Raw genomic sequence first — 21,987 nt, forward strand, 5'->3', positions numbered from 1 at the left:
TTCGGGATCGGGGCGGGACGGCCCGCCCCGCGGGACCCGGGTTCAGCCGAGCGCATCGAGGGTCCATGCGGACTCGTGGCGGCTGAACCCGAGGTGCGGGTAGTACGCGACGGCGGCCGGGGCCGAGAGGAGCACGAGCTTGGCCTGCGGCGCCGCCTCCCGGGTGGCGCGGATGAGATCCCGGCCCACGCCGCGGCGCTGGAACTCGGCGTCCACGGCGATGTCGCTCAGGTACGTGACGTACGAGCCGTCGGTGATCGAGCGCGCGATGCCGATGAGCCGCCCGTCGAGGCGGGCCGTGATCACGAGGTTGGCGCCGGCCAGCATCCGGGTGAACCGCTCGACGTCCTCGACGGGACGGCGCTCGCCGAGGGTGGACGCGCGGTACAGGGCGGTGACTTCGGCGACGTCGAGGCTGGCACCGACGACGGGCTCACACTTCCACATGCTGCTGCAGCTCCTTGCTCAGTTCGTTCAGTCGGGATTTGAGGTGGTCGCGGTTTCCGAGGAAGCGCCGCGGGTCCATGTGATCGGCGGTGACGTCCACGCCGCGGGAGCCGAGGCCCTCGGCCAGGCTCGTGCCGCGCTCCCAGGCCTCGGTGGCCGCGGCCTGGACCAGCCGGTAGGCCTCCTCGCGGTCCCGGCCCTCCTCGACGAGGTCCAGGAACACCTCGGAGCTGTAGACCAGGCCCCGGGTGGCGTCGATGTTGCGCGCCATGCGCTCGGGGAACACCCGCAGCCCGCGCAGCAGTCCGGCGGCCGACACGAGCTGGTAGTGGGCCACGGTCAGGCTGTCGGGCAGGATGACCCGCTCCACGGAGGAGTGCGCGAGGTCCCGTTCGTGCCACAGCGCGACGTTCTCGTAGGCCGCCCCGGCGTTGGAGCGCAGGATCCGGGCGAGACCGCACAGCCGCTCGCTGGTCGTCGGGTTCCGCTTGTGCGGCATCGCGCTGGACCCCTGGTAGGCGCTGGTGCGCGGCTCGTCCACCTCCCCGACCTCGGTGCGCTGGAGCATCCGCATCTCCAGGGCGAACTGCTCGACGACGGCCCCCGTGACGGCGAGCGCGGAGAGCAGCTCGGCGTGCCGGTCCCGCGCCACGACCTGGGTGGGCATCGGCTCGACGCCGAGCCCGAGTTGCCCGCAGACCCACCCCTCCACGTACGGGGAGATGTGCGCGTACGTGCCGACCGGCCCGGAGAGGGTGCCAACGGCGACGGCGGCGCGGGCGGCGGTCAGCCGGGCGATGCTGCGGTGCAGGGCGAAGGCGTGCACGGCGAGCTTCTGCCCGAAGGTGGTGGGCTCGGCGTGGATGCCGTGGGTGCGGGCGATGCACACCGTGTCCCAGTGCTCCAGGGCGCGCTCCACGAGCAGTTCGGCGAACGTACGGGCGGCATTCAGCACGTGGTCGCACGAGCGGGCCAGGATGTGTCCCAGCGCGGTGTCGACGAGGTCGTAGCTCGTCATCCCGTGGTGCACCCAGCGCGCGGAAGCGGTCGGCATCGTCTCCGTGTAGGCCGCGAGGAACGCGAGGATCTCGTGGTCGCGGGTGAGCTCCAGCTCGCGGACCCGGGCGACGGCGGGGACGGGGGCGCGGCGGATGTCGGCCAGGCTGCCCTGGTCCACGACGCCGAGTTCTGCCTGGGCGGTGCTCGCCAGTACCTCGACGCGCGTCCAGGTGGCGTACTTGTGCTCCTCGGTCCAGAGCTCGGCCAGCTCCGGAGTGGAATAGCGTTCGATCAAGGTCGGTTCTCCTCGGATCTCCCCGTCGGACGGCACGGCGGGGGACGGGACGCGGGGGACGGGACGTGGGGGCGGAGCTCGCGGGGGCGGAGCTCGCGGGGCTCAGGCGGTGAAGCCGAGCTCCGGTGGCAACGGGCCTGCGGCGGCGACGGCTTCGGCACGGGCCGCCGGGCCGCTCGCGGACGGGGTGGCCCGCAGCGGGACCAGCGCTCCGGCCGGTCTCGCGTACCAGGCGGCCAGCGCGTTCTGCACCGCGCCGTGCCGGCTCCGCATCGGGTCCACGTCGAACGTGAGCTCCCGCGCGTACAGCCGGACCAGCGGGTGGTACGAGAAGCGCACCCCGCTGCCCTTGACGAAGTCGGCCTCCAGCAGGTGCTGCGCGGTCAGCCGCTCCAGGGTCTCCTCCGTACGGTCGTCCGGCAGCCCCAGCGCGGCCGCGGCCACCCGTACCGGGAACGAGGCCGTCTCCAGCAGGCTGAGCAGCCGGAACGCCCTGCGCTCCGGAGCGTCCAGCGCGGCGTAGCCGACCGCCAGGCTGTCGCGGACGCCGAGGTCGCCGACCGCCAGCTCGTCGAGCCTCCTGCGCTCCGACTCCAGCCGCCGGGCGAGCGTCTCCAGCCGCCAGTGCGGACGCTCCAGCAGGCGCGCGCCGACGATCCGGATCGCCAGCGGCAGCCGCCCGCAGTACCGCACCAGGTCCCGCGCGGCCCCCTCCTCGGCCGCCACCCGTTCGCGGCCGAGGATCCTGGCCAGGATCTCGCGGGACTCCTCCGCGGTCAGCAGTCCGAGGCGCACGTGCCGGGTGCCGCCCAGGGTGGACAGCATCTCCAGGCTGGTCACCACGGCCGCGCAGGTCGGCGAGGCCGGCAGCAGCGGCCGTACCTGCGCCTCGTCGCGCGCCCCGTCCAGCACGATCAGCACGCGCCGGTGGGAGAGCAGCCCCCGGTACAGGGCCACCCGTTCACCGGAGTCGGCGGGCACGGCGCCGGGGCCGACGCCGAGCGCGCGGAGCAGCTCGCCGAGCACGTCCGCCGGCTCGCGGAAGGCGTCGCCGCGCTGGAGCTCGACGTACAGCTGGCCGTCGGGGAAGGCCGGGCTGACGGCGTGGGCGACCCGGACCGCCATGGTGGTCTTGCCGACTCCGGCGGCCCCGTACAAGTTGAGCGTCTGCGCGGCGGTGCGCTCCGCGCCCTCCCGGGAGACGTCGCGCAGCCGCCGGATCAGGTCCGCCTCGATGCCGGGCCGGGCGAACTCGGCGAGGCCCGGCGGGAGGGTGTACGGGCATCCCCGGCGCGCAGGGGCTCCGGCGGCGCCCGGACGGGGGCCGGCGGGGGCGGACCGGGGCGGCGCCGGCTGCGCCGTCGACCGGGCGGGACCGGCGAGTATCCGGCCGTGGGCGGCGCGGAGTTCCTCGCCGGGTTCCACGCCGAGCTCGTCCGCCAGCAGCCGCCGGGCCTCCTGGTAGGCGGCGAGGGCCTCGCCCTGGCGGCCCGCCCGGTACAGGGCCGTCATGAGACGGCCCCACGCGCTTTCCCTGAACGGGTGTTCCGATACGAGCGCCCTGAGCCGGGGCAGTACTTCGGCGTGACGTCCCACTGCCATTTCGGCGTCGGCCCAGCTTTCCGTGGCATTCAGCCAGCGTTCAAGCAGGGCCGCCCCGTCGCCCTGCTGGAGGTATTCGGAGGGGATGTCGACGAGCGGGGTTCCGTTGGTCTGCTCCATCGCCGACCGGAACAGCCGGGCGCGCTCGGCGGGTTCGGTGGTGAGTTCCGCCTTGTGCAGGAAGGTATTGAACCGGTCGAGGTCGAGCCGCTCCGCGCCGATTGCGATCGCGTAGCCGGAGGCCCGGCTGACGACCGCCTCGGCGCCCAGCAGTTTGCGCAGGCGGGCGATGTACCCCTGGAGGGTCTTGCGCGCGGTCAGCGGGGGTTCCCCGCCCCACAGCTGCTGGATGAGCTCCTCCGCGGTGAGCGCGCGGGGGGCGTGCAGCAGCAGGGCCGCCAGAACGACGCGGTGTTTGGCCCGCGGAATTTCCAATAATTCTCCGTTCCGCCGTACGGTCAGCGGACCGAATACATCGAACTGGAGATCGTCCAGCATGTGATGGCCCCCGTAATGTCTCACCCACGGGAAAATACGCAGGGGTGGTGACCCCTGAGGCGATTCAGCCCCGGGAATCACCCTGGGTGATGTTCACGACATCGTGCCGAGCGAGTTCCGTGAAGAGCTCGACGATGTCCTGCACCACGGATTCCTGATCGATGTCGTATTCCTGGGCGATCAGCGCGGCGATATCGCTCACGGTGCGCTTCCCGTCGATCTGCCGCCAGATGTGGGCGGCGGACGCGGTCAGCTCGAAGAAGTGCTCGTACCCGCCGACCACCGTCGTACCGCGGTGGTTGCGGATCTTCACGTTCAGCGGCAGCGAGGCCACCGAACCGGGGCCCACCTGCACGTCTTTGCCGAGCGGCGGTTCGTCGAGCGCCATCAGACCGACACCTCCATGGAGATCCGCTGGCAGACGGCGATGGTCTCCTCGACCCACTTGCGCGGGTGGTCCGGATCGAAGGAGCGCATCGTCTCGATGGCCCAGTACGCGTCGAACGGCAGCAGGGCGGGGTCGAGGATCTCCATCCGCCGGGCCCGCCACTTCGGCCACAGGCTGCCGAACTGGCCCAGGCTGGCCTGGAGCGCGTCCACCGAGTGGTTGAAGGCGTTCTTCGTCGCGATGACCGCGCTGTACAGATCGCCCCGGGCGATCTGGCCGGCCGCGTCCTCCGTGTAGCTGTCGGCCTGCTTGAGCGAGTTCACGATGAGCACCGAGCGGTGGGCCGAGGCGGCGAGCCGCTCGCGGGTGCCCTCCAGCCAGGCGCCGTCGTCCGCGGCCGCGGCGTACGGGAGCCGCTCCAGCATGGCGATCTCGTGGTAGCTCAGGGTGCGCCAGGTGCCCCGGCCGTCGGCGAACTGCTCCTGGGAGACCTTCGAGAGGACCTGCTCGATCTGGGACGCGGTCCAGTACTCGACGTCCCAGCGGCGGCCGTCGACGAACGTGCCCTCGTACTGGAGCGTGTTGGGTTCGAGCGCGACGTGGTTGGTCTCGTCGATCGTGCTGGTCCAGACGTCCCGGGTGACGACGTGGACGTCGAGGTCGCTGGTGGGGTTGCCCCAGCCTCTGATCAGGGAACCGCTCGCGAACACCGTCTCGTACGCGTCCGGGAGCAGATTGCGGCTCTTGAGCTCGGCGATTACCCCGGAGGTGTCATACGTCATGAGGCACGGCCCTTCCCCGTCTCGGACCGCCGCGACCGAGATCATCGGATGACGGCGTGCCCTGGTTCTCCTTGGATCGCCGCCACGGCGTCGGAACGGGCGGCACGCCCCGGAAAGGTGATCTCCGACCCCGGGGCCAATTCCGGCTCACCCGAAGAATCGGCTGGCCATGCAGAAGTCCTGAACTTCGGCACGGACCAGCATATTGACAAACCTTCAGTTGAGTCCAGAACAATCTGGTGGCGCGAATTTGCCTTTACATTCAGGGGCTTACTGTCCGTAAAGGGAGCATCAGTAAACGTGTACGGCCCAGTTGAGCCGCGGGAATCAACCGCGCGCGGATGACCCGGCCGTGCCCGCGTGACGGCGCTCCCGCGCACAGGAACGCCCGGAAGGCATGTCCGACGCGGGTGCAAACCACCGATTCTCGCCATACGCGACCCCGCCGCGGGCTGCCGACGGTGAAGAAATATTTGCCTTCCCGGGGTCGCGGCTGCAATCTCGCCCACCGCGAGGCCGAGGTGGCACCGGTTCTTCACCGGCGCAAGGGAGCGAACCGGCGTGCCGCCCTTACCGGTTGCTCAGGTACCGGTCCCGGACTCGGCGGCCAGCGAGCCGAGTTCGGCGCGGACCAGCGCGAGGAAGGCGACCGAGGGCGCCGCCTCCACCCCGCGCTCCCGCGCGACCGCCCGCAGGCGGTCGAGGACCGCGCCGAGCGTGGGCAGGGAGCCGAGCGGACGCAGCAGCCACAGGCGCCCGGGCGGGCGGCGCGGGAGTCCGAGGGCCGTGAGGACCTCCTCGGCCTCCCAGTCGAGGTCGTGCAGATCGGGGTCCGCGAGCGGGGCGGCCTCCACGTCGGTGATGTGCCCGTGGCCGTCCAGCCGGGTCTCCACCGCCCAGTGGGTGGACCGGTCCGGGATCCAGGTCCGGGCCGCCGGGGGCCACACGTACGGGAGGAACACCCACAGCGTGTCCTCGGGCGCGGGCTCCCAGCCGAGCACCTCCAGCTCCCGGACCTCGGGCAGCCGGTCCGGCTCCTGCTCGCTGCGGCCGGTCCGGCGCAGCGCGAGCGGGTGCGGTGTTCCGTCCTCGTCCCACGAGGCCCACGAAGCCCACGAGTCCGATGAATCCGACGAATCCGACGAATCCGACGAGTCCGGCGCGTCCCACGACATGCGCGCAGGCTACCGCCGGAGCGGGCGCCGGCCTACGACCGGCGGAAGTCCACCTCGGCCGGCGGCTCCCCCGGCCAGTTCAGCCGGGTCGGCGCCGGCGGGGTCTCGGCGAGTACGGTGCCCCGCGCGACCACGTACCGCGGCCGGACCTGGCGGCGGACCGCCTCGGCGGGGGTCTCGGCCGGCAGCAGCACGAAGGAGGCGGGGGCGCCCTCCGAGATCCCGTACTCCGCGTCCGTCAGGCCCAGCACCCGCGCCGCGCGCTCCGTCACCATCTCGAACGCCACCGGGATCTCGTCCGCTCCCGTGAGCTGGGCGGCGTACAGCCCGACGAGGGCGGTCTGGAGGGGGCTCGCGGTGCCGAGCGCGTTCCACGGGTCCATCACGTCGTCGTGGCCGAAGGCCACGTTGACCCCCGCCCCCAGCATCTCCTTGACCTGCGTGAGGCCGCGGCGCTTGGGGTAGCCGTCGAAGCGGCCCTGGAGATTGAGGTTCGCGAAGGGGTTGGAGACCAGGTTGATCCCGGAGCGGGACAGCAGCCGCTGGAGTTTGAAGCTGTACGCACCGCCGTAGGAGCCCATCGCCGTCGTGTGCGAGGCCGTCGCCCGTTCCCGCAGCCCCGTGCGCAGCGCGAGCGCGGCCAGCACCTCCACGAACCGGGACTGCTCGTCGTCGATCTCGTCGCAGTGGGCGTCCACGCGCAGGCCGTGCTCCTCGGCCACCGCGAAGGCGATGCCCAGCGAAGCGACCCCGTCCTCGCGGGTGTCCTCGAAGTGCGGGATCGCCCCGACGACGTCGGCGCCGCGGGCGACCGCCTCCCGCAGCAGCGCCGCGCCGCCCGGGAAGGAGACGATGCCCTCCTGCGGGAACGCGACGATCTGCAGGGTCATGAAGTCCCGGACCCGGTCGCGGACCTCCAGCAGCGCGTCCAGCGCGGTGAGCTCCGGGTCGGTGACGTCGCAGTGCGTCCGCACGTGCAGCACGCCCTGGGCCGCCTGCCAGCGCAGCACCTGCGTGGCCCGCGCGACGACGTCCTCGCGGGTCAGGGTCCGCTTGCGCTCGCTCCAGCAGGCGATCCCCTCCCACAGCGTCCCGGAGGCGTTCGGGCGCGGCTCCCCGGCGGTCAGGGCCGTGTCCAGGTGGATGTGCGGCTCGACGAAGGGGGCGCTGAGCAGCCCGCCGTGCGCCTCGATCAGCACGCCGGTGGCCGGCGGCTCCTTCTGGTCGTCGTACGGGACCACCCGCGCGATCCGGCCGTCCTCGGCGACCTCGACGTCGTACAGGCCCTCGGTGTGTGACAGCCGGGCGCCCCGGACGATCATCCGCATGCGGCCACCCTACGACCGTGGCCCGCGGTTTCCGGGGAAACCGCGGGCCACGCCCGGTGCATCGGATCAGCGCGTCTTCGCGGAGACGGACCGCACGGACCGCGCGTCCGGAGCGAGGGTCAGCCGCGCCCGCCCTTGCGGCGCTGCTGCTCGCGCATCCGGTCCTCCTTCATGGCCATGGTCTGCGCCTCGCGCACGTCCTCGACCAGCATCGCCGGCTTGCTCGGCATCCCGGATTCGGACGACCGACGGTCCTCGTGAGTCTGTTCCTTGCGCTGCTTCGCCATGATCACTCCTCACTGGAACTGGAAAACGGCTGGGGTGGGACCCCGCCCACGCTGCCCCCTCCCGTCCGCCACGACCATTCGGCAGCGCCAATCGGGTTACATGGAGGGTATGACTGACAACACGGCCGTGCCCGATTGGGAGAAGCGCTTCCGGGCGCCGCGCGTCGGGCTGCCCGACTGGGCCGAGGATGCCCCGGACCGCTCGCTCTTCGTCTCGAACGCCACCGGGACGTACGAGCTCTACGCCTGGGACCGGGCCACCGGCAGCCGGCGGCAGGCCACCGACCGGCCCAACGGGACCACCGACGGGACCCTCTCGCCCGACGGCGAGTGGATCTGGTGGTTCTCCGACACCGACGGCGACGAGTTCGGCACCTGGGTGCGCCAGCCCTTCGGGGGCGGCCCGGACGAACCGGCCACCCCCGGGCTGGAGCCCTCGTACCCCGCCGGGCTCGCCATCGGCCGCGACGGGACCTCGGTCGTCGGCCGCTCCACCGACGAGGACGGCTCGACCATCCACGTGGTGCGGCCGGACGGCGCGGAGCCCGTGGTGATCTACCGGCACCGGGAGTCGGCCGGCGTCGGCGACCTCTCCCACGACGGGACCCTGATCGCGATCGAGCACACCGAGCACGGGGACGCCATGCACTCGGCGCTGCGCGTGGTCACCCTCGACGGGGCCACCGTCGCCGAGCTCGACGACTCCCGGGGCGGCACGGTGGAGCTGGGCCTGGAGGTGCTCGGCTTCGCGCCGGTCGCCGGGGACACCCGGCTGCTGGTCGGCCACCAGCGGCGCGGCCGCTGGGAGCCGATGGTGTGGGACGTCGCCACCGGGGCCGAGGAGGACCTCGCGATCGAGCTGCCGGGCGACGTCAGCGCCGAGTGGTACCCGGACGGCTCCGCGCTGCTGATCGCGCACGGCTTCGAGGCGCGCAGCGAGCTCTGGCGCTACGACCTGGCGGCGCGGGAGCTCGTCCGGGTGCAGACCCCGCCCGGCACGGTCTCTGGTGCGACGGCCCGGCCCGACGGCACGGTGGAGTACCAGTGGTCCTCGGCGGCCGAGCCCTCGGCCGTACGGTCCACCGCGGGCGGGATCGTCCTGGACGCGCCCGGATTCCGGCCGCCCGGCTCGGTGCCGGTGGAGGACGCGTGGGTGGAGGGCCCCGGCGGACGGATCCACGCGCTGGCGCAGCGGCCCGCGGGCCACGGCGACGGCCCCTTCCCGACGATCTTCGAGGTGCACGGCGGGCCGACCTGGCACGACAGCGACGCCTTCGCGGCGACCCCGGCGGCCTGGCTGGACCACGGGTTCGCGGTGGTCCGGGTCAACTACCGGGGCTCGACCGGGTACGGCCGCGAGTGGACCGACGCCCTCAAGCACCGCGTCGGCCTGATCGAGCTGGAGGACATCGCGGCGGTCCGGGAGTGGGCGGTGGCCTCCGGCCTCGCCGATCCGGCGCGCCTCGTGCTCTCCGGCGGCTCCTGGGGCGGCTACCTGGCCCTGCTGGGGCTCGGCACCCAGCCCGAGGCCTGGGCCGTGGGCCTGGCCGCCGTACCCGTCGCCGACTACGTCACGGCGTACCACGACGAGATGGAGGCACTGAAGTCCCTGGACCGCACCCTCTTCGGCGGCACGCCGGAGGAGGTCCCGGACCGCTTCGAGGCGTCCTCCCCGCTCACCTACGTCGACGCGGTGAAGGCCCCCGTCCACATCGCGGCGGGCGTCAACGACCCGCGCTGCCCGATCCGGCAGATCGACAACTACGTCGAGCGGCTGGCGGCGCGCGGGGCGGTGCACGAGGTGTACCGGTACGACGCCGGGCACGGCTCGCTCGTCGTGGAGGAGCGGATCAAGCAGGTCCGGATGGAGCTGGAGTTCGTCCAGAAGCACCTGCCGAGGTAGGCGCGTCCGGGGCCGGAGCGGCGGCCCCGGCCCCGGTGATCCGGTGCACCCCCCGTACGGTGGTGGGGTGCACCGGTTTCTCCTGACCCCGCGCTGGTGGGGGATCAACGTCTTCGTCGCGCTCGCCGTTCCCGTCTGCCTGTTCATGGGGACCTGGCAGCTCGGCCGGTTCGAGGACCGCGTCGACAGCCACAAGGAGGCGGCCACCGGACGGCCCGCCGCCGAGGCCGCCGCGCCGCTGGAGTCGCTGCTCCCGGTGGACAAGAAGACCTCCGGACGCCTCGCCTCCGCCTCCGGCGAGTACGCCGAGCAGCTGCTCGTCCCCGAGCGGCGGCTCGACGGCAAGAGCGGCTTCTACGTCCTGACCCTGCTCAGGACCGACTCCGGCAAGGCCGTCCCGGTGGTCCGGGGCTGGCTGCCGGGCGCGGCCGACGCGGCGAAGGCCCCGGCCGCGCCGACCGGGCGGGTCGAGGTCACGGGAGCGCTCCAGGCCTCGGAGAACTCCACCAGCAAGGGCGTGTACGCCGACGGCGGGCTGCCGGCCGGACAGCTCGGGGTGATCGGGGCGGCCTCACTGGTCAACCTCGTGCCGTACGAGCTGTACGACGCCTGGCTGACGGTGCAGACCCCGGCCGACGGGCTGACCCCGGTGCCCGCGCAGGCGCCGAGCAACACCGGGCTGGACCTGAAGGCCTTCCAGAACCTCGGCTACACCGGCGAGTGGTTCGTCTTCGCCGCGTTCGTGCTGTTCATGTGGTTCCGGCTCTACCGCCGCGAGGTGGAGACCCTGCGCGATGCCGAGGCTGGACTGCTGCCGCAGACCGACGGCCGGTCGGCGGAGCCCGCCGCGGCTTCGGCTTCTACTGCGTCTGCGTCTGCCTCTGCGGCTACGGCTACGGCTTCGGGGCGTCCAGCGGAATGACGCCCGTCCGGTAGACCGTCCCCCCGCAGGCCGCGGGGATCGTCGTCTGCGTGGTGGTCGGCGCGCCCGGCACCGCCGTGTGCGGCGTGTGCGTCACCTCCACCCCGGTCGGCTCCGGGGTCTTGGCGCCGGACTCCGGCTCCGGGCCATCGGCACGGGCCGCCGTGCCCTGCCCGCTCTCCGGGGCACCCACCGGGGGCTTGGGCGCCGGGTCGGGCGTGGCCGCCGGGCAGGACTGCGCCGAGGGCACCCACGCGAAGCGGACCTCGTACGCCGTGTACGGCTGGAGCAGCAGCAGCGGCGTCTCCGCCGAGGGGTCGGGCAGCCCGGCCGCCGGATCCCCCGCCGTGTGGCCGACCACGGTGACCCCCGAGGACTGGCCGGGCACGGTGGCCGACACCGAGGCCGCCGTCACGGTGTCCGGGCCGATGACCGTGCAGCCGCGCGCCGAGACGTTGGTGACCTTGAAACTGCCGTACACCTTGCCGTCGGCCTCCGGGGCCTTGGCGCTGCCCTGCACCCCGAGCTGCTCCGCGCTGCACCCGGGCACGCCGGGCGCCGCCACCACCGGGGGCTGCGGGCCGGTGCCGGCCCCGGCCCCCGCCGTCGCTCCCGCGGTGTCCGGGCCGGCCACGGCGCCACCGGTCGGGGCTCCGCCCTCCTGCGGTTCGGGCCGCGCGCCGGCGCCGCCGGTCTCCGCGCCCTTGCCGGCGACCTTGCCGGGCCGGGGCTGCGCGCCCGCGCCGTCCTGGTGCGGATCGGAGGTGCCGTCGCCGGCCGTGGTCCCGGGCTGCTCACCGTGTCCGGCCATGGCGGAGTGCTCGGCGGCGGAACCCTCACCGCCGGTGATGTGCAGGTGCAGGGCCGCCGGGATGGCCGTACCGGCCAGCAGCGCGGCCGCAGCCGCCCCGACGAGGGCCTGCCGCTTGCGGGTCCTGCGTACGGGGACGGCGTGGCGCAGCCGCTCCAGCGCGCCGTCGGAGGGCTCCAGGCCCTCGACGGCTCCGCGCAGCAGGCTCCGCAGCGCCTGTTCCTCGCCCGCCCCGCCCGGCGGGGTGTGGTCGTCCATCATGACTGCGCAGCCTCCATCGCCACCCGCAGCGCGGCAATGCCCCGCGATCCGTACGCCTTGACCGAGCCGAGCGAGACGCCGAGCGTCTCGGCGACCTGGGCCTCCGTCATGTCCGCGAAGTACCGCAGCACCAGCACCTCGCGCTGACGCCGCTGGAGTCCGCGCATCGCCTTGATGAGATCGTCCCGTTCCAGCTGGTCGTACGCGCCCTCTTCGGCACTGGCCATGTCCGGCATCGGCTTCGAGAGCAGCTTGAGGCCGAGGATGCGGCGGCGCAGCGCGGAGCGCGAGAGGTTGACGACGGTCTGGCGCAGATACGCCAGTGTCTTGTCCCGATCGCGAACCCGGTTGCGCGCCGAGTGGACCCGGATGAACGCCTCCTGGACGACGTCCTCGCAGGAGGCGGTGTCGTCGAGGAGCAGCGCGGCCAGGCCGAGCAGCGAGCGGTAGTGGGCCTGGTAGGTCTCGGTGAGGTGGTCGACCGTGGTGCCCTCGACGACCACCGGCTCGGCGGCCGCGGCCGCGGCAACGGCGGACTGGGCGGCCGCCTCCTCCCCGCTCCCCGCGGCCTCCGCGCTATCGCGGGGCGCGGGCACGCGGCCGCCCCGGGTCGGCACGGCGGAGGGCACGGCGATCGGCGCTGCGGCCGGCGGACCGGGAAGGATCACGGGGAACCCGCCGGGCGCGGGCGCGCGGGAAGGCCGGAGCGGCGCACCGAGTGCGCTGCGCGCCGGTACGACGGCGAAGTCGAGAAGTGCCTCTGCCACGCCAGTTGGACACGCGTCCCCCCACCAGGGTTGTACGCGTGAGGCCGCCTCACCAGCAAAATCCCCATAGCCCTCATGCGTACCCGCTCTTCCTGATTGCCCCGCCCGTCCAGGCGGCAGTCAGGCCATCACCTTGATCAAGGGATCAGCACTGATCCTACAAAGTGAATTACGCGAATTCACCAGCGATCAGTTCCGCGATCTGAGTGGCGTTCAGGGCGGCCCCGTTGCGGAGATTGTCCGCGCACACGAAGAACTCCAGGGAGCGCGGATCGTCGAGCGAGGACCGCAGCCGCCCCACCCACGCCGGATCCGTCCCGGCGGCGTCCACCGGGGTCGGGAACTCCCCGGCCGCCGGGTCGTCCACCACGACCACACCGGGCGCGGCCTCCAGGATCTCGCGGGCGTGCGAGGCGTCCACCTCGGCCTCGAACCGCGCCCGTACGCTCAGCGAATGCCCCGTCAGCACGGGCACCTGTACGCAGGTCACCGCCACCGGGAGCGCGTCCAGGTGCAGCACCCGGCGGGTCTGCGCCCGTACGGCAAGCTCGTGCGAGGACCAGCCGCCGTCCCGCAGTTCGCCGGACCACGGCACCACGTTCAGCGCGAGCGGGGCCGCGAAGGGGCCGGCGTCCTCGCCGACGGCGCGGCGCACGTCACCGGTCTGCTCGCCCAGGGAGGTCCCGGCGACCAGCGACAGCTGGCGGCGCAGCACCTCGGATCCGGCCCGGCCGGCCGCGCTCGCGGCCTGGTACGAGGACACGGTCAGGTCGGCCAGCGCGTACTCGGCGTGCAGCGCGCCCAGGGTCGCGATCATCGCGGCGGTGACGCAGTCCGGGCTCGCGACGATCCCGCGCGGGCGCATCCGTACGGCCTGCGCGTTGACCTCGGGCACCACCAGCGGCACCTCGGGGTCCTCGCGGAAGGCCGCGGACTGGTCGACGGCGACGGCTCCGCGCGTGACGACGACCGGGGCCCAGCGGGCCGAGACCTCGGCCGGGGTCAGGAACAGCACCACGTCGCCCTGGCCGATGCCCTCGAAGGCGTCCTCGGTGAGGGCGAGCACCTCGCACTCCTGCCCGCGCACGGCCAGCATGCGGCCGGCCGAGCGCCCGGAGGCGATCAGGCGTATGTCGCCCCAGACGTCCGCCCGCTGGGACAGGATCTGGAGCACCACGGAGCCGACTGCTCCGGTCGCCCCGACCACGGCGAGCGCCGGAGCCGGGGCCGACCGGGTCGCGGTCATCGTCCGGTGCCTCCGTAGACGACGGCCTCGTCGCTGTCGGAGTCGAGGCCGAAGGCCGTGTGCACGGCGCGGACGGCCTCGTTGACGTCGTCCTGGCGGGTCACGACCGAGATGCGGATCTCGGAGGTCGAGATCAGCTCGATGTTGACGCCCGCGTCGGACAGCGCCTGGAAGAAGGAGGCGGTGACGCCCGGGTTCGTCTTCATGCCCGCGCCGACCAGGGAGATCTTGCCGATCTGGTCGTCGTAGCGCAGGGAGTCGAAGCCGATGGCGCCCTTGGCCTTCTCCAGCGCGTCGATGGCCTTGTGGCCCTCGGTCTTGGGGAGGGTGAAGGAGATGTCCGTCAGGCCCGTGGACGCGGCGGACACGTTCTGCACGATCATGTCGATGTTGATCTCGGCGTCCGCGATGGCGCGGAAGATCGCCGCGGCCTCGCCCGGCTTGTCCGGTACGCCGACGACCGTGATCTTGGCTTCGGAGACGTCGTGAGCGACTCCGGAGATGATGGCGTGCTCCACCTGCTCGTCCCCTTGCGGATTCTCGTTGCTGACCCAGGTGCCCGGCAGTCCCGAGAAGGACGAGCGGACGTGGATCGGGATGTTGTATCGGCGTGCGTACTCGACACAGCGGTGCAGCAGCACCTTGGAACCGGAGGCCGCGAGCTCCAGCATGTCCTCGGACGAGATCCAGTCGATCTTCCGGGCCTTCTTCACGACGCGGGGGTCCGCGGTGAAGACGCCGTCGACATCGGTGTAGATCTCGCAGACCTCGGCGTCCAGCGCCGCGGCGAGCGCGACGGCGGTCGTGTCCGAGCCGCCCCGGCCGAGGGTGGTGATGTCCTTGGAGTCGGCCGACACGCCCTGGAAGCCGGCGACGATGGCGATGTTGCCCTCGTCCAGCGCAGTGCGGATACGGCCCGGCGTGACATCGATGATGCGCGCTTTGTTGTGGACCGAGTCGGTGATGACGCCTGCCTGGCTGCCGGTGAACGACTGGGCCTCGTGGCCCAGGTTTTTGATCGCCATGGCCAGCAGGGCCATGGAGATACGCTCTCCGGCGGTCAGCAGCATGTCGAATTCGCGCCCGGCAGGCATCGGGGATACCTGTTCGGCGAGATCGATCAGCTCGTCCGTCGTGTCGCCCATCGCGGAAACCACGACGACCACCTGGTGGCCGTTCTTCTTGGCGTCCACGATCCGCTTGGCGACGCGCTTGATGCCCTCGGCATCGGCTACGGAGGAGCCTCCGTACTTCTGCACGACAAGGCCCACGTGCGCTCCTCGCTCAGTCCGTCTCATTGCTGGTGCAGTGTAACGAGCGGCCGCGATCCGACCGCTTCGTACCGCATCATGAGACGAACAGACCGGAGCCAAGGTTCCGTTTTGTCGTGGTTCCCCGCTCCCTACTTCCCCGGCAGGCCCAGCCGGGCACCGATTTCCTCGGCCATCACCCGTCCGGCCTGCTCGGCGAGGTCGTCCTCGGCCAGGTCCTCGTCGGTGTCCAGGCCGTCCAGGGCTTCCAGCGGCTGGTCCAGCCGCACGTGCGCGATCAGCGACTGGAGGGCGCGCAGGGTGGCCGAGGCCGTCGGGCCCCAGTTGGTGAAGTACGAGAACTGCCACCACCACAGCGCCTCCGTGACGCGGCCCGACTCGTGGTGGATGAGCCCGTGCCGCAGATCGGCGACCACGTCGGCCAGATCGTCGGAGATCCGGTGCGCCACCGGGGCCTTGCGCGGCTCGTACGGGTCGAAGACCTCGGAGTAGACGTCGACCGGCTCCAGCATGATCGCGAACCGCTCGCGCAGGTCGTCCACGTCCGGCTCCGGACCGAGGTCGGGCTCGTAGCGCTCGTCGGGCAGGACGTCCTGGTACGCGCCCAGCCGGCCGCCCGCCAGCAGCAGCTGGGACACCTCCAGGAGGAGGAAGGGCACCGCGCTGTCCGGGTCCTCGCCCTTGGCCACCTCGGTGACCGCGACGATGAAGGACCCGATCTGGTCCGCGATCGAGGCGGCGAAGTCGTCCGGATCCTGGGCCAGGGCGTGCAGCGTTGCGTCAGACATCGAGAAGTCGCCTTCCTTCAAAGGCCCGCCCGAGCGTGACCTCGTCCGCGTACTCCAGATCTCCCCCGACGGGGAGCCCGCTGGCCAGGCGGGTGACCTTCAGGCCCATGGGCTTGATCATGCGGGCGAGGTACGTGGCGGTCGCCTCGCCCTCCAGGTTCGGGTCGGTGGCGAGGATCAGCTCGGTCACCTCGCCGTCCGCGAGGCGCGCCAGCAGCTCGCGGATGCGCAGGTCGTCCGGGCCGACGCCCTCGATCGGGCTGATCGCGCCGCCGAGGACGTGGTACCGGCCCCGGAACTCGCGGGTCCGCTCGATCGCGACCACGTCCTTCGGCTCCTCCACCACACAGATGACCGTGGTGTCGCGGCGCGGATCGCGGCAGATGTTGCACCGCTCCTCCTGCGCCACGTTCCCGCACACCGCGCAGAACCGGACCTTGTCCTTGACCTCCAGCAGCGCGTGCGCGAGGCGCCGGACGTCGGTGGGCTCGGCCTGCAGGATGTGGAAGGCGATCCGCTGCGCGCTCTTGGGCCCGACGCCGGGCAGCCTGCCCAGTTCGTCGATCAGGTCCTGGACCACGCCTTCGTACACGGACTGCCTTCTTTCGCTATGGGGGGGGTGGATGGAGGGCTAGAACGGGAGGCCGGGGATGCCGCTGCCGCCGCCCAGGCCCTGTGCCAGCGGGCCGAGCTTCTCCTGCTGGAGCGCCTGGGCGTTCTCGTTGGCCGCCTGGACCGCCGCGACGACCAGGTCGGCGAGGGTCTCGGTGTCCGCCGGATCCACGGCCTTGGGGTCGATCACCAGCGCGCGCAGCTCACCGGAACCGGTGACGGTCGCCTTCACCAGGCCGCCGCCGGCCTGGCCCTCGACCTCGGCCTGTGCGAGCGCCTCCTGGGCCGCGGCAAGGTCCTGCTGCATCTTCTGGGCCTGCTGCAGCAGCTGCTGCATGTTGGGCTGGCCACCACCGGGAATCACAGGTCACTCACTCCGTCACGTCGGTCCAAGACTGGGGCAGCTTGGTCAATCCGAGCCTACGTGCTCCCCGCGCGGCGCGCCCTACGCCGTGAGGACCAACTCTTTCGAGTGAGAGACGGGGCGTGCGCGTACCTGATGGAGACCTCCTTGCGGGCGGAAAACCGGGGATTCGTCGCCCATCGGCCGCCATTCGAAGGTAGGAAGAGCATGCGCATCATTGCGCACACGCGCACCACCACACGTCAGCGCAGGCAGAGGGAGTGCCGGGTGAGCCAGCCGGAGATGCAGCCCGAGGGGCCACCCCGGGATCCCCGGGAACCCCGGGACTCCCGGGAGGAGGGCAGCGGACCGATGGCGGCGGGCGATCTGACCGGTGGACCGTTCCCCCTCGGGGACTGGGGCGAGCCGGCCGAGCGGCTGGACGAGCTCTACCGGCGGGTCGAGGCCGATGCGCTGCGCACCGCGGAGTGGTATCTGTCGGACCGGGCCTGGAAGCGCCGTGGCGCGCGGGTGCTGCGGATCGGCGCGGCGGCCGGGGCGGTGGCCGGGGCCGCGATCCCGCTGCTGGAGCTGACGGGGGCCGCGCCGGGCGCGGCCCCGTACGGGTACCTCTCGCTGCTGCTGGCCGCGGCGTGCCTGGCCTGCGACCGGTTCTTCGGCCTGACCTCGGGCTGGATGCGGGACGTGGCGACGGCGCAGGCGGTGCAGCGCCGTCTGCTGACGTTGCAGTTCGACTGGGCCTCGGAGAACGTACGGGAGGTCCTGGGGCCCACGGAGGGCACGGCGAGCGAGGCGGCGGAGCGCTGCCTGACCGTGCTGCGCCGCTTCTCGGAGGACGTGACGGAGCTGGTGCGGTCCGAGACCGCGGAGTGGATGGTGGAGTTCTCGTCGGGGCCGGCTCCGCTGGTGATGCAGTCGCTGGGCGCCCCGTCGTCCCGGGCCGAAGCGGGCCTCCCCCCGACCCGCTTCCCGCTCCCCCCGGGCACCCGCCCGAACATGCCCCGCCAGCGCCCCCCGGAACAGCCCCGCTGACCAGGCCGGCTGACCGGGCCGGCCGGCCTTTGAGGGGGGTCGGGGGCGAGCCCCCGACCCGGCCCCGGGTCAGCTGAAGATGATCATCGAGCCCTGTCCGAGGCTGCGCGTCGCGGCCGCATGCAGCCCCAGCCACACGTGCCGCTCCCGCGCGAAGGGGCTCTCGTCGTACGGAATCGGCCCCGCCGGCTCCTCCAGGGACGTGGGCCGACCCGGCGCCGCAGGCGCCACCGGCGGATTGCCGGGGTCGATCCCGATCGCCGGGGCCACCACCATCAGCTCGCGCAGCAAGCCCTGGGCCGACCCCAGCGGCCCGCCCCCGGCCAACAGCTCCTCATTGGCCAGCGGAGCCGCGAAATCCACCGGCACGTACGCCCCGGCATGGTCGTAGTGCCACACCAGGTGCGACTGCTGCGCCGTCGATTCGAACATCTCCAGCAGCTGCTCGTAGTCCCCGCCCAGCTCGTCCACCGGCGTCACCGGCAGTCCGCAGATCTGCAGCAGGTACGCCCGCCGCAGGAAGTGCAGGGCGTCGTAGTCGAAGCCGGCCACGGGGGCCACGTCCCCGCTCAGGCCCGGCATGTACGCGAACACCGGCACCGACGGCAGCCCCGCCTCGCCCAGTGCCTTGTCGTACGCGGCGATCTCTTCCGCGAACGGGTTGTCGGGGCTGTGGCACAGCACGTCGACAAGGGGGACCAGCCACAGGTCACAGGCCACGCGGGCTCCGATCAGTCGATGTCGCCGATCCGGTCAGCGTAGTGCGCCGAACACCCTCCGCGAAGGGCTGCGCAGAACCTGTGGCGGAACCCTTGGCGAACCCGCGGTGCAGCCCGTGCTCCCCTCAGGCGCAACCCGTGCTCCCATCAGGCGCGATCCCCGCGCCGAGCCGCCCGCTGCACCGTTGCACCCGCTGCACCCGCGCCGAGCCACCCGCTACACCTGCCCCGGGCCCACCCTCCAGACCCATGCGTCCTCCACCTTCTGCGGTTGCCGGCCCAGCAGCTCGCTGATCATGTCCCGCAGCTCCACCCCCCGGTCCTGGAACGGCAGCACGACCGCGCCCGCCTTCCAGAACTCCAGGTCGCGGCGGGCCTGCTCCCGCCACTGCGGGGTGATCTCCGGCGGCTGCGCCCCGTACCGGACGTCCCTCAGGAGGTTCGAGAGGTGGCGCGGGGTGGCCCCGTAGATGCCGATCCGGTCGGGCCCCCACGGGCCGTTGAAGTAGCCCCCGGCCAGCCGGAAGCCGAAGTCGGCCTCGACCTGCCAGTGCAGTGCGTCCGCCTGGCCCGGGTCCGGCAGCGGTACCGGAACGAGTGCTTCGCCGTCCTTGACGTAGCCCTTCCAGGCGCCCGAGGTGATGAACGCCGGCACCGGCGCCCGCTCCCGTACGGCCAGCGGCAGCGGCAGCACCGGGATCAGCGCCGCCGCCACCCCGAGCAGGCCGAGCGTGCGCAGCTCGCGCGAGCGCATCCGTACGATCCGGTCCAGCGCGAGCGCGAGCAGCACGCCCAGTACGGGGGCGCACACCATCGCCACGCGCCCCTCGATCACCGACTCGAACAGCGGCAGCTTCAGCATCAGCCGCCACGGCCCCGGCAGCACGACGTCCGTACGCGGGACGGGCACCCAGGGCCCGAGGGACAGCGCCAGCGCCACGGCGCCGGTGATCGCGAGCGCCCGGACGACCCTGCGGCGCCACATCCACACGCACACGGCCACGCCGAGCGCCAGCAGCGGCCAGCCGTAGAAGGCGTTCTGCTCGGTGGTGTTCAGGGAGAGCCGGCCGGCCGTCTCGGCGTCGCCGAAGAGCGAGCGGGCGGCGTACTCGACCAGGGCGCGCGGGCTGTTCCCCGCGTTGTCCCCGTGCAGCACCGAGTGGTAGCTCTGCGGGCCGAAGAACTGCCAGTACAGCGGGAAGACCAGCAGCGGTACGCAGACGCCGGCGGCGATGACCAGGCCCAGGCCCAGCGGCCGCGCGGCCGCGAGGGCGCGCCGCCGGTCGACCAGCAGGTAGGCCAGCGAGAACACCAGCATGCCGAGCGCGGCGATGAGCAGCGGCTCCTCGCCGAGGAAGATCTGGTACGTCGCGAACAGGCCGAGCAGGACCCCGTCGCGGACGATGTCGCGCCCCTCGCACAGGCGCAGGGCCCGGTCGATGATCAGCGGGAGCATGAAGAGGACGACGAAGTTCGGGTGGCCGTTGGCGTGCGAGACCATCGGCGGCGCGAAGGCGGCGAGCGCCCCGCCCGCGGCGGCGGCCCAGCGGCTCTGCACGAGGCGGCGGCGGATCAGCCAGTACCAGGTCCAGGCACTGGCGGCCATGCCGAGCGTGAGGACGAGCGCGAAGGTGACCGTCTCCCCGAACAGGAGCGTGACCGGGATCAGCGGGACGGTCAGGCCGAGCATCGTGGCGTTGGCCATCAGGTTCACGCCGTCGGGCATGCCCTGGGCCGTGGTGAAGAGAGGATTGCGCAGGTGGGTGATGTTGTCGGTGGCGACGCCGACGAACCACTCCCACTGGTTCTGGTCCTGGAGCGCGTCCTTGAGGTAGCGGCCGTCGAGGTCCGCCCACAGGCCGTGGAAGACGTACGCGGAGAGGGCGATGAAGACGGCGGCGACGGCGAGGCCGCCGGCGTTCAGCCGGAACAGCTCCGCCAGCGCGCGGCGGCGGTCGCCGGCGGCGCGGCGGGGGCGGGCCGCCGGGTTCGGGGTGCGGCGCACCGGTACCTCGGCCACGTGCCAGCCCTGGCGGCGCACCCAGCGCAGCACCTCGGCGTCGATGGCCGGGCCGTCGAGGACGGAGGCGCCGAAGGCGGCCCGCGCCCGGTCCCCGTCGAAGAGGGCGAAGCCGCAGGTGTCGGCGCGGAATCCCGGCATCCCGGGGATGCCAAGGGCGCGGACCAGGCGGTTTCCCGACCGGCCGAGGGCGGCGGTCGCGGGCTCGCCGCTGTCCTGGTTCTCGCTCCGGCCCTCTTCGCCGAGGGCCTGCTCCAGTCTGTCCAGCTCGGCCGGCGGAGTCCTGAGCCCGGCGTCGGCGAGCAGCACCCGTTCCCCGGCGGAGGCGAGCACTCCGGCGCGCAGCGCGGCGCCCCTGCCGCGGTGGTGCCCGGAGCGGATCAGCCGGATCCGGGGCTCGTCGGCCGCCGCCGCTTCGACGAGGGCGGCGGTGGTGTCGGTGGAGGCGTCGTCGACGACGACGAGCTCCCAGTCGCCCGGGCCGCTGCCGCGGCGGGCGTCGAGGTGGGCGCGGAAGGCGTCGAGCGTCGGGCCGATCCGGTGCGCGTCGTCGTGGGCGGGGATGACGACCGAGAGCCCGACGGCGCCGAGCCAGGCGGGGGCGGCTTCTGCGGCTCCTGCGGCGTCGGCTGCTTCGGTGGCTTCAATGGCTTCGGCCGCTTCGGCCGCTTCAGCCGCTTCGGCCGCGCCGGTTGCGGTCGTGTCGGTCATGCGCCGACCGCCTTCAGGCCCGCGGCCCAGTCCAGCCCGTGCTGGTTGTACGCGTACACGAGGCTGCGTACCTCGTCGGCGTCGGCCCGGGTCACCGCGTCCACCAGCTCGTTGTGGCCGGACCACAGTCCGGTGTGCAGATCCGGAGCCGCCTTCAGATGCGGTACGGCGAAGACCCAGCACTGCACCCGGATGCGGTGCAGGAACTCCGAGATGTACGTGTTGCCGACCAGCCCGCTCAGCTCCTTCCAGAAGCGCAGGTCGTAGCCGATCAGCACTTCGAGGGAACCGCTCTGCGCGGCCCTGCACGCCTCCTCGGCACGACGGCGCACCGACACCAGCATTTCGCCGGAGCCGGGCGCGGTGCCGCGCTCGACGAGCCGCCGGAAGATCCCGTCCACTATGAGCGTACGGGCCTCGATCATGCCCCGGTAGTCGTCCACGGAGAAGACACGCACGCGAAAGCCCCGGTGCTGGACCGATTCCAGCAGCCCTTGGGCCGCGAGGTCGACCAGTGCCTCGCGTACGGGGGTCGCGGAGACCTCGTACTGCTCGGCGATCTGCTTGACCGTGAACTCGGTGCCCGGTGGCAGGCGTCCCGCCAGCACCTCGTCGCGCAGCGCGTCCGCGATCTGCTGGCGAAGTGTGTTGCGGGTGACAGCGCCGCTGCCTGACATAGGGGTCCGTCTCCTTCAGTGAACTTTCGGACACCTTAGGCCAGGCAGCGAGGCTGAAACCGATCCGGCGTCGGCGGGTTTC

The 21,987-nt window shown here is 72.6% G+C and carries 21 protein-coding genes; 3 read left to right on the plus strand and 18 right to left on the minus strand.

The annotated features are described in order from the left end of the window. Nucleotides 1-42: 42 nt before the first annotated feature. The 8 genes from IF02_RS0100535 to IF02_RS34650 all read right to left on the minus strand — a co-directional run bounded on the left by IF02_RS0100535 (nucleotide 43) and on the right by IF02_RS34650 (nucleotide 7,801). Complete coding sequence (locus IF02_RS0100535; RefSeq protein ID WP_030152790.1) at nucleotides 43-447, minus strand: GNAT family N-acetyltransferase; 405 nt, start codon at nucleotides 445-447, stop codon at nucleotides 43-45. After that, a complete protein-coding gene (purB, locus tag IF02_RS0100540) occupies nucleotides 434-1,741 on the minus strand; it encodes an adenylosuccinate lyase (protein ID WP_078621769.1) in 1,308 nt (435 codons plus the stop codon). The genes IF02_RS0100535 and purB overlap by 14 nt, the downstream gene beginning before the upstream one ends. A gap of 102 nt (nucleotides 1,742-1,843) precedes the next feature. Next, entirely contained in the window at nucleotides 1,844-3,841 is a 1,998-nt protein-coding gene (locus IF02_RS0100545) for an AfsR/SARP family transcriptional regulator (RefSeq protein WP_078621770.1), read from the minus strand. Nucleotides 3,842-3,905: 64 nt separating this feature from the next. After that, nucleotides 3,906-4,229: a PqqD family protein gene (locus tag IF02_RS0100550; RefSeq protein WP_030152796.1), complete on the minus strand. Its 324-nt coding sequence runs from the start codon at nucleotides 4,227-4,229 to the stop codon at nucleotides 3,906-3,908. Beyond that, nucleotides 4,229-5,011 carry a hypothetical protein gene (locus IF02_RS0100555; protein ID WP_158708420.1) on the minus strand — a complete coding sequence of 261 codons (783 nt, stop codon included), beginning with the start codon at nucleotides 5,009-5,011 and terminating at the stop codon, nucleotides 4,229-4,231. Before IF02_RS0100555 ends, IF02_RS0100550 begins: the two co-directional genes overlap by 1 nt. A gap of 581 nt (nucleotides 5,012-5,592) precedes the next feature. Continuing rightward, nucleotides 5,593-6,186, minus strand: coding sequence for a DUF5956 family protein (locus tag IF02_RS0100560; RefSeq protein WP_030152799.1), 594 nt, complete (start codon nucleotides 6,184-6,186; stop codon nucleotides 5,593-5,595). 32 nt (nucleotides 6,187-6,218) lie between these two features. Then, complete coding sequence (codA, locus tag IF02_RS0100565; RefSeq protein WP_324603741.1) at nucleotides 6,219-7,514, minus strand: cytosine deaminase; 1,296 nt, start codon at nucleotides 7,512-7,514, stop codon at nucleotides 6,219-6,221. Nucleotides 7,515-7,633: 119 nt separating this feature from the next. Then, nucleotides 7,634-7,801 carry a hypothetical protein gene (locus IF02_RS34650; RefSeq protein WP_158708421.1) on the minus strand — a complete coding sequence of 56 codons (168 nt, stop codon included), beginning with the start codon at nucleotides 7,799-7,801 and terminating at the stop codon, nucleotides 7,634-7,636. Between the two features lie 100 nt (nucleotides 7,802-7,901). On the opposite strand from IF02_RS34650, the gene IF02_RS0100575 reads away from it, so the two are divergent. Continuing rightward, nucleotides 7,902-9,704 carry a prolyl oligopeptidase family serine peptidase gene (locus IF02_RS0100575; protein ID WP_030152803.1) on the plus strand — a complete coding sequence of 601 codons (1,803 nt, stop codon included), beginning with the start codon at nucleotides 7,902-7,904 and terminating at the stop codon, nucleotides 9,702-9,704. Nucleotides 9,705-9,771: 67 nt separating this feature from the next. After that, complete coding sequence (locus IF02_RS0100580) at nucleotides 9,772-10,626, plus strand: SURF1 family protein (RefSeq protein ID WP_051695377.1); 855 nt, start codon at nucleotides 9,772-9,774, stop codon at nucleotides 10,624-10,626. Here the strand turns inward: IF02_RS0100580 and IF02_RS34655 are convergent. The 7 genes from IF02_RS34655 to IF02_RS0100615 all read right to left on the minus strand — a co-directional run bounded on the left by IF02_RS34655 (nucleotide 10,598) and on the right by IF02_RS0100615 (nucleotide 16,746). Beyond that, nucleotides 10,598-11,698: a hypothetical protein gene (locus tag IF02_RS34655; protein ID WP_030152806.1), complete on the minus strand. Its 1,101-nt coding sequence runs from the start codon at nucleotides 11,696-11,698 to the stop codon at nucleotides 10,598-10,600. The two genes, IF02_RS0100580 and IF02_RS34655, sit on opposite strands and share 29 nt — an antisense overlap. Then, a complete protein-coding gene (locus IF02_RS0100590; RefSeq protein ID WP_078621771.1) occupies nucleotides 11,695-12,465 on the minus strand; it encodes a SigE family RNA polymerase sigma factor in 771 nt (256 codons plus the stop codon). Before IF02_RS0100590 ends, IF02_RS34655 begins: the two co-directional genes overlap by 4 nt. 169 nt (nucleotides 12,466-12,634) lie before the next feature. Next, complete coding sequence (locus IF02_RS0100595) at nucleotides 12,635-13,711, minus strand: aspartate-semialdehyde dehydrogenase (protein ID WP_030152810.1); 1,077 nt, start codon at nucleotides 13,709-13,711, stop codon at nucleotides 12,635-12,637. Then, nucleotides 13,708-14,982, minus strand: a complete 1,275-nt coding sequence (locus tag IF02_RS0100600) for an aspartate kinase (RefSeq protein WP_030152812.1) — start codon at nucleotides 14,980-14,982, stop codon at nucleotides 13,708-13,710. The genes IF02_RS0100595 and IF02_RS0100600 overlap by 4 nt, the downstream gene beginning before the upstream one ends. Before the next feature lie 131 nt (nucleotides 14,983-15,113). Continuing rightward, nucleotides 15,114-15,770, minus strand: a complete 657-nt coding sequence (locus tag IF02_RS0100605) for a DUF5063 domain-containing protein (RefSeq protein ID WP_030152814.1) — start codon at nucleotides 15,768-15,770, stop codon at nucleotides 15,114-15,116. Further along, nucleotides 15,763-16,362 (minus strand): recombination mediator RecR, encoded by a 600-nt coding sequence (recR, locus tag IF02_RS0100610; RefSeq protein ID WP_030152816.1) that lies wholly within the window; start codon nucleotides 16,360-16,362, stop codon nucleotides 15,763-15,765. Before recR ends, IF02_RS0100605 begins: the two co-directional genes overlap by 8 nt. Nucleotides 16,363-16,401: 39 nt before the next feature. Next, nucleotides 16,402-16,746: a YbaB/EbfC family nucleoid-associated protein gene (locus IF02_RS0100615; RefSeq protein ID WP_078621772.1), complete on the minus strand. Its 345-nt coding sequence runs from the start codon at nucleotides 16,744-16,746 to the stop codon at nucleotides 16,402-16,404. Nucleotides 16,747-17,013: 267 nt separating this feature from the next. On the opposite strand from IF02_RS0100615, the gene IF02_RS0100620 reads away from it, so the two are divergent. Next, nucleotides 17,014-17,778 (plus strand): SLATT domain-containing protein, encoded by a 765-nt coding sequence (locus IF02_RS0100620; RefSeq protein WP_030152819.1) that lies wholly within the window; start codon nucleotides 17,014-17,016, stop codon nucleotides 17,776-17,778. Nucleotides 17,779-17,847: 69 nt separating this feature from the next. On the opposite strand, the gene IF02_RS0100625 is transcribed toward IF02_RS0100620, so the two are convergent. From IF02_RS0100625 to IF02_RS0100635, 3 genes are all read right to left on the minus strand, one after another. Next, complete coding sequence (locus IF02_RS0100625) at nucleotides 17,848-18,498, minus strand: hypothetical protein (protein ID WP_030152821.1); 651 nt, start codon at nucleotides 18,496-18,498, stop codon at nucleotides 17,848-17,850. Nucleotides 18,499-18,714: 216 nt separating this feature from the next. Then, nucleotides 18,715-21,228: a glycosyltransferase gene (locus tag IF02_RS0100630; protein ID WP_078621773.1), complete on the minus strand. Its 2,514-nt coding sequence runs from the start codon at nucleotides 21,226-21,228 to the stop codon at nucleotides 18,715-18,717. Next, the gene (locus IF02_RS0100635; protein ID WP_030152824.1) at nucleotides 21,225-21,905 is read right to left on the minus strand and encodes a GntR family transcriptional regulator; all 681 of its coding nucleotides are present in this window, start codon (nucleotides 21,903-21,905) and stop codon (nucleotides 21,225-21,227) included. Before IF02_RS0100635 ends, IF02_RS0100630 begins: the two co-directional genes overlap by 4 nt. Between the last annotated feature and the right edge of the window lie 82 nt (nucleotides 21,906-21,987).

Origin of the sequence: Streptomyces sp. NRRL S-244 (genome assembly GCF_000717915.1) — a bacterium.
Taxonomy (GTDB): domain Bacteria; phylum Actinomycetota; class Actinomycetes; order Streptomycetales; family Streptomycetaceae; genus Streptomyces.